The following is a 4,706-nucleotide window of genomic DNA, read 5'->3' on the forward strand; positions in this document are numbered from 1 at the left end:
TGCAGAACGCAATCGCGGCGGTCAAGCTCGCCGCCTATCGTCCGGACGTGGTGATCGAGGTCCCGCGCGACGCCTGCGCCGCGCACGAGTTCCACCGCGCACGCGAACTGATCGACCTCGGGCACCGGCTGGCGGAGGAGGCGATGGCGGGGCGGTGACTCGACGCCGCGATGACGACTCCAAGCACTGCACGGAAGGGTCCGACGGACGGGTGTCGCTGCTGTCGTTCGGGGAGGTGGTGCGTCCTTGCACCCGCGGAGAATCTGTTGCGAGTCGTTATCAGGGCTCAGTGCGCGGTCGCCGTGATGGCCTCTTCAAGCGTATAGAACCGACCGTCGCGGATGAATCCGGAGACGATGCCCTGGCGTGTCGAGATGACATGACCTTCATGATCGCGGTCGAGGACCCAGGACTCGGGCAGGCCGTCGAGCAAATGCACGGGCGCCGGCGTTCCGTTCGCAAAACGCGACAGCACCGCCTCGCCGCTCGCGTCGTTGAGATAACCGGGTCGAAATCCGAACAATCCGTTGTTCTGGCTGACGCCTCTGGTACGCGCGTATAGAACGTTTTCGTTTCGAAGTGACGCTTCCGTCAAGGCCCCGCGGAGCCTGCGTGCAAGTTCCTGATCCTGTGTCGTGCCTGTCTGCGTCTGGGTTTGGAGTTGTAGATCGTTCATGGTCTTCTCCTCGCCTCCGATAGAGGAGGCTTTCGCTGGAGATTCAGGCATTCGGCGTGCCGGCGGTCGGATTCATTCGAATGCGGTCGGCTCGGTCGGCGTCCTCTCGCGACGTGGATATCTCGTTGGGATTTCGAGTACCGGCTCGGCATCGAGCCGACCGAGGACCATTTTTGCCTCATTACTCTCAAAGTCCATACAGTTTCTGGTATTGACATGGCCTGGCGCGGAGGCGAGGCTCATTTTCGGCCTCGGCTGGAGCGGAACTTTTGGCGGGGCTTTCACCTGCAACCCGAGCCGGGCCTCCACCCCTCAAGCGTGATCATTGACCGATGGATCGGCGATCTGCTCGCATGCGGGCAGCGCAGTCGTTCTGCTGTTCCGGTGGCGCGAGAGGGCCACGATAATATGGATTGAGGAGTTTCGATGAAACCAACAAAGACCCTCCCGGTGGTCAGTCTCGCCGCATGTATGGCCTGCAGCGGTTATGTGTTCGCACAAGACGTCGGTGACGGCAACCGCTACAACCGTGAGCGCTTCTACAACTCGGAGATCAGCAATTCCGAAGCCTATCTCGCCATGATGCAGAATGCGGCCGTGATCCTCGATGTCCGCACGCTGCGCGAGTATTCAGCCGGGCACCCGGAGCGGGCCTACAACGTACCCTATCCGAACATCTACGGCGGAAACGACCAAGACCCCGTCGCGTTCTACTGGGAGGTCTACGACATCGTGAAGGGCAAGCTTGATACCCCTTTGGTGACCGTGTGCCGGACCGGCTCGCGCAGCATCGCGGCCGCCAACATCCTGGCCAGGGGCGGGATCGAGATCAACGGTGATTTCGTGCGGTTCGGCGATCCCTTCACCAACGTGCGCAACCACTGGCCCGGCTTTGTCGGCCAGTATCTCTATGCGTTCTACGGAGGCAGGATTGCGCTCGACGAAGAAGGCAAACCAATCCCGCTCGATCTGAACAACGACAAGGAATTGAACGTCGACACCGCAGACATTTTCTCGCACACGGCAGACAAGAACCCGGACAAGGACGGCTGGCGTAACTTCGCCGATCTGCCCTTCTCGACGCAGATCCGTCGCCCCCTGGCTTACATGAACGACGTTTCGCAGTACGCCCAATACGTCGAGGAGTCCGACACGCCACCCCAGGCTGCACGGCCGCCTAAAGGCAATTCCAACCGCTAGATTGTCGCGGACCTTGGCCCGACAGGCTGATTGCCTGTCGGGCCAATCGGTAGGGACTCGCGAACCTCTCCTTCTGATCCGGCGAATTCAACCGAGCCGCCGGGCGTTATGGCATCGCCGGTTTTCCCCGCAATGGAGGACGCGGTCGGTTCGCAGCGGGTTGACGGCAATGCGGCAAATCCTCCGCGCACGATCGGTAGACCCCCTCGTTGCAAGAGATCCACGGGATCGGTGCGTAGGCATCAATCCAGCGGGAGACTCGCTCGCTCGACCACGCGCCGCAAAACAAAGCTCGAATGTACCCCGGTCACCCCTTCGATACGCGTGATCTTGTTAAGCAGCAGGTCCTGATAGGCGTCCATGTCGCGCACGACGACCTTGAGCTGGTAGTCGGCGTCGCGTCCGGTGATCAAGAGACATTCCTGCACCTCGGGGATAGCCGTGACGGCGGCGTCGAAGCGCTCGAAACGCTCCGGGGTATGTTTGTCCATCGAGATGCTCAGGAGCGCCATGAGGTTGAGCCCGAGCGTCTTGGCATCGAGCAGGGCAGCATAGCCGCGGATGATGCCGGACTCTTCGAGTGCACGGACGCGCCGCAGACAAGGCGACGGCGACAGGCCGATGCGGTCGGCCAGCTCCTGATTGCTGATGCGTCCGTCGTGTTGCAGCTCCTCGAGGATCCGGCGGTCGTAACGGTCCAGCTTCATTGGGGTTGCTCCGTCCGATCGGTCTTCCGGGGTGGCGATTGGCAATCCGCTGAATAGACCGCAAAGAGTGGCAGATTCTTGCGCAAATGATCCGGAAAGAAGGCATCTTCGCAATCATCTGCGTGCCTGTCGAGCCTATTCTATCCCCGTCGGCCAACCAGCCCCGGAGAACAGCATGACCCGTTTTGACCCCCGAAAGTATCGTCGCGGTCCGGTAGTGGATCTGCCCAACCGCCGCTGGCCGAGCCGTGTCGTCGAGCGGGCTCCGATCTGGGCGAGTGTGGATCTGCGCGACGGCAACCAGGCGCTGTTGGAGCCGATGGGGGTCGCCCAGAAGCGTCGTCTTTGGGCGCTCTTGGTCAAGCTTGGCTTCAAGGAGATCGAGATCGGCTTCCCGGCCGCGAGCCAGCCGGACTTCGACTTCGTGCGCTGGTTGATCGAGGAGGACAAGATCCCCGAGGACGTGACCGTTCAGGTCTTGGTCCAGGCGCGCGAGGATCTGATCCGCCGCACCTTCGATGCGCTGGACGGTGCCCCGCGCGCGATCGTCCATCTCTACAATTCGACCTCGCCGGTTCAGCGCGAATGGGTGTTCGGTCAGGATCGTGCGGGCGTGAAGGCGATTGCTCGTCAGGGTGCCGAGTGGGTCCTGCGCGAGGCGCAACGCCGGTCCGAGACGCGCTGGACCTTCCAGTATTCGCCCGAGAGCTTCACGGCCACCGAGCCGGATTATGCCGTCGAGGTCTGCGAGGCGGTCTTGGACGTCTGGCAGCCGACCCCGCAACGTCCGTGCATCCTCAATCTGCCGGCGACGGTCGAGGTCGCAAGCCCGAATGTCTTCGCCGATCAGGTCGAGTATTTCGCGACCCACATCTCGCGGCGCGACGCGATCGTCCTGTCGGTACACACCCACAACGATCGCGGTGGTGCGGCTGCCGCGGCGGAGCTAGCCCTGTTGGCGGGCGCGGACCGGGTCGAGGGGACCCTGCTCGGCAACGGTGAGCGCACCGGCAACCTGGACATCGTGACCCTGGCGATGAACCTCTACAGCCAAGGCATCGATCCGGGCCTGGACCTAAGCGACCCGGACGAGATCATCCAGGTCGTCGAGGAATGCACCGGCACGGCGCTGCATCCGCGCCACCCCTGGGTGGGCGAGCTGGTCTATACCGCCTTCTCCGGCAGTCATCAGGATGCGATCCGCAAGTGTTTGATGCGGCAGAACCACGAGGAGCCCTGGCAGGTCGCCTATCTGCCCATCGACCCGCGCGATCTGGGCCGCAGCTATCAGGCGGTGATTCGGGTCAACAGCCAGTCCGGGAAGGGCGGGGTCGCCTTCGTCATGGAGCGCGACTTCGGGCTCACGCTGCCGCGCTGGATGCAGGTCGAGCTGGCCCGTTTGGTCCAGGCGCAGAGCGAGCGGTGCGGCGGGGAGATGGATGCCGAGAGCATCCACCGCATCTTCATGGACCATTTCGTCGTCGATCAAAGCCCGGTCCGGTTGCTCGGTTATCGGCTGGATCGGAACGGGCACGATGTGATCGAGGCCCGTATCGCGGGACCGGACGGCGAGTATCGGCTGAGCGGTGAAGGGGAGGGCGCCATGGCCGCCTTCGTCGATGCCTGGTCGCGCTGGACCGGTCAGCCGGTGCGTATCCTGGATTATCAGGAGCATGCAATCGGCGAGGGCACGGATGCCGAGGCCATCGCCTATGTTCAGCTGGAGCTCGGATCGCAGCGGATCGCCGGCGCGGCGATCGATCGCGATACGGTGGCCGCCTCTCTGGGCGCCGTCCTGTCTGCCCTGAATCGCGGCGAGGTCCGGCAGGCTCGGGCGGCCTAAACCGCGCCCGGCGTAGTCTGCGCTGTTTTTGGATGGGATCGGCCCCGGCAGACTGGATCACTGGCGGATCCGGCGCGGTTTAGTGACGATTCAGAAACAGGGTGAACATTTGGATGGACGCATAGGATGGGTAGAGCGTCAGCGAAACCCATGTGTGACCGGCATGCTAGTCGGCTAGTTGGTGCAAGTCCAACCGTGGCCCTTGGGAGAAGGGAACACGTAGGCGAAGGCAAGGGTGCCCGAAGAAACTCCCCCTGCACCTTACGGATGAGGACGATGG

The 4,706-nt window shown here is 62.9% G+C and carries 4 protein-coding genes; 2 read left to right on the forward strand and 2 right to left on the reverse strand.

Annotation, left to right across the window (positions count from 1 at the left end):
- Positions 1-286 precede the first annotated feature (286 nt).
- Positions 287-676, reverse strand: a complete 390-nt coding sequence (locus tag VLR48_RS08570) for a hypothetical protein (protein WP_325291378.1) — start codon at positions 674-676, stop codon at positions 287-289.
- 426 nt (positions 677-1,102) lie between these two features.
- Between VLR48_RS08570 and VLR48_RS08575 the strand changes: the two genes are divergently transcribed.
- Complete coding sequence (locus VLR48_RS08575; protein WP_325291379.1) at positions 1,103-1,876, forward strand: rhodanese-like domain-containing protein; 774 nt, start codon at positions 1,103-1,105, stop codon at positions 1,874-1,876.
- Between the two features lie 242 nt (positions 1,877-2,118).
- Here the strand turns inward: VLR48_RS08575 and VLR48_RS08580 are convergent, their stop codons facing one another.
- On the reverse strand, positions 2,119-2,583 hold the full coding sequence (locus VLR48_RS08580) for an Lrp/AsnC family transcriptional regulator (protein WP_325291380.1): 465 nt from the start codon (positions 2,581-2,583) through the stop codon (positions 2,119-2,121).
- Between the two features lie 175 nt (positions 2,584-2,758).
- Between VLR48_RS08580 and leuA the strand changes: the two genes are divergently transcribed.
- On the forward strand, positions 2,759-4,426 hold the full coding sequence (gene leuA / locus VLR48_RS08585) for a 2-isopropylmalate synthase (RefSeq protein WP_325291381.1): 1,668 nt from the start codon (positions 2,759-2,761) through the stop codon (positions 4,424-4,426).
- Positions 4,427-4,706 lie beyond the last annotated feature (280 nt).

This window comes from Thiocapsa sp. (genome assembly GCF_035467215.1).
Taxonomy (GTDB): domain Bacteria; phylum Pseudomonadota; class Gammaproteobacteria; order Chromatiales; family Chromatiaceae; genus Thiocapsa.